The 2,749-nt window shown below is 60.4% G+C and carries 3 protein-coding genes; all 3 read left to right on the top strand.

Annotation, left to right across the window (positions count from 1 at the left end; translation table 11 throughout):
- On the top strand, positions 1-332 hold a 332-nt coding region (locus WC026_RS17335), incomplete at its 5' end, for a hypothetical protein (protein WP_372712261.1).
- Positions 333-451: 119 nt separating this feature from the next.
- A complete protein-coding gene (locus tag WC026_RS17330; protein WP_372712260.1) occupies positions 452-1,003 on the top strand; it encodes an HNH endonuclease in 552 nt (183 codons plus the stop codon).
- On the top strand, positions 996-2,749 hold a 1,754-nt coding region (locus WC026_RS17325; protein WP_372712259.1), incomplete at its 3' end, for a lysozyme. The genes WC026_RS17330 and WC026_RS17325, both read left to right, overlap by 8 nt.

The raw sequence follows: 2,749 nt of genomic DNA, 5'->3' as shown, positions 1-2,749 counted from the left end.
TGCAGCTCGAAGAGAAGGGCAAGGAAGAGCTTGCCGCATCCCAGCGCGACGCCATTCAAAAGCGCCGTGAGGGCGCGCTGATCAATTCACGCCAGCAGGCCCTTGCTGCCGCGTCCGGTGCCGGTGCTGGTTCGGATGCGCCGACCATCGTCAAGCTGATGACGGACACGGCAGGGCAGGCGGAATACAACGCACAGGTCGATCTCTACGGCGGCAAGTCGCGCAAGGAAGGGCTGTTCAACGCCGCTGCCAACCGCAGGCGTGAGGGCAAGGCGTCATTGCTCGGCTCGGTGCTGGGCGGCTTCGGCGGCTTCGCGAAGGCTTGGTCCTGATGGCGCGTCCAATCGGAGATTGCTCGATCTGTAGCGGGCACGGCCCCCTAGTGCGGGGCTGGTGCAATGCGCATTACATGCGCTGGCGCAAATATAGCGATCCGCACGCCGGGGGTCCGATGCGTGAAGATCGCCCAATCATTTGCCGCGAGAGCCACGCCGTTGTCCCGCTCACACAAGGTCATGAGGCCATTATAGACCGCAGAGATGTCGCGGCGGTTTCACGTCACAAGTGGCACGCAGTGGCGGACAACAACACCGTTTATGCCCTTACGAGCATTCTCAATGAGGACGGCCAGTATCGCAAAGTTGGGCTTCACGCGTTCATCATGGGATCAAAGTTCGGCAAGCGCGTCGATCACAGAGATGGGAATGGCCTCAATAATCGGCGCGGCAATCTTCGTTTTGCTACGGCTAGCCAAAATCAGTGGAACAAAGCGCTGTCTCGAAACAATACGAGTGGCTACAAAGGCGTGCGACTTGATCATCGGGATAACTTAAATCGCAAGTGGCGCGCTACAATCTATTATGATGGAAAGCATCATTCGCTTGGCTACCACGCCACGCCAGAAGATGATGCACTTGCGTATGATGATGCCGCACGCAACGTTTTCGGTGAATTTGCTCGTCTAAACGAAACGATGTCGCCGGGGTCAAGCACGCATGGCTAGATTGCCGTCACGCGACGACCTGAGCCAACCTGGCTCGCTTCGCTCCGGCCGCATGATCTCGTCTGCCGATACGTCGGCAATCGGACGCGGGCTGGAAGCGTTCGGGGCGGGTATTTCCGCGCTCGGTGAGAAGCAGAAGCAGCAGCAGAACGTTGTCGATCTGTCGCGCGCCGAAGCCTTGAAGACGAAGCGCTTCCTTGATCTGCAAAACCAGTTCGAGCAGGACGGCGATTATTCCACCTTTGGCCAGAGGGCAGGGAAGGGCACGCGCAAGGCAGTGAATGAGGCCGGCAATCTCATTCGCGACCGGCAGATGCGCGAGAAATGGCTTGCGCAGTCCGAAGTCGATATCGTCCGCACCAATGACACGATCATCGACATGGGAACCACGCTTCGCCGTCAGGCCGAGACGAACGCGCTCGATGAGGCATTGGAGGCTAATCGCAGGCTTTATGTCGATCCGCTCATTCCGGAGGACGTGAAGGCCAAGGCTCGTAACGAGATCATCGGGGCTATCGACGTTGCGGGACAGGCGGGGCTTCTGACGCCCGATCAGGTCGACGCGCGGAAGAAACTGTATGTCGAGGGCGCAGACTTCAATCGCGGCGCGTTGCTTGTCGAGAAAGACCCGGCTGTCGTTCTTGGCGATTCCGATGCTGCCGCGTTGCTCCGTCGCTTTGAGGGGTTCCGCGAGACGCCCTATTGGGACGTGAATGCGTATCGAACCGGCTACGGCTCGGACACGATCACCAAGGAAAACGGCACGATCGTCAAGGTCAAGCAGGGCGACAAGGTATCCCGCGCCGATGCGGAGCGTGATCTGGCCCGCCGCACGCGGGAGTTTGAGGCCGGCGCAATCCGTTCCGTGGGACAGGAGACATGGGCCACGATCCCGGCACAGGCCCGTGCGGCACTCGTCTCCGTCGCCTATAATTACGGCTCCCTTCCGAAGTCAGTTGTTGAGGCTGCCAAGACGGGCGACGTTGAAACCATCGCTTCAGCAGTGGAGGGGCTGAAAGGCCACAACGGAGGCGTCAACGCCAAGCGTCGAACAGAAGAAGCGGCGATCATTCGCGGCAATGCCGGTCCCGACTGGTTCAAGCGTCTGTCGCCGGAAGATCAGGCGAGGCTCCGCAAGCAGGCTGAAACCCGCCAGAACCAGATCAACGTCGAAAGCCGCGCCGGAATAGAGGTTGCGGCCGAAAACGCACCGACCGCCATCCTCAACACCGGAAAGTATGACGGGCAACTGCCCTCGCTGGAACAGTTCCAGACCGCCTATGGCCCGGTGGACGGTTCCGAGCGCTACGGCAAGTTCCGCGCCGCCGTCGAGACGAGCGAACAAGCCTATGGCATGCGCACCATGTCCAGCGCGGACATCGAACAGCTTGTCCAGTCGTCGGTGCCGAAAAGCTCCGGCAATGACGCGGCACTCGAACAGGCGCGCTACGATGCTCTGTCCAAGGCCGCAGCGGCTACGCTGAAAGCGCGTGAGGCCGATCCGGCGTCCTATGTGCGTCAGGTGTTCCCCAGCGTCTCGCAGGCATGGACGAGCGTCGATCAGGAGGGCGGGGCACAGGCGGCAATCGCGGCGTCTCTCGCTGCACAACAGCAACTCGGCATTGCCAAGGTCAAGCCGCTGCCAAAGGACTATGCCGACAGCACCATTGCTGCGTTCAAGGATGAAACCCTGTCCGAGTCCGATCGCATCAATTCGGTTGCTGGCGTTCTCATGGCAACGGCTGA

Source organism: Hyphomicrobium sp. (assembly GCF_041674905.1).
In the GTDB taxonomy this organism is placed as follows: domain Bacteria; phylum Pseudomonadota; class Alphaproteobacteria; order Rhizobiales; family Hyphomicrobiaceae; genus Hyphomicrobium_B.
The sequence above is the reverse complement of the archived record's forward strand: the minus strand, read 5'-3'. Positions and strand labels throughout refer to the sequence as shown.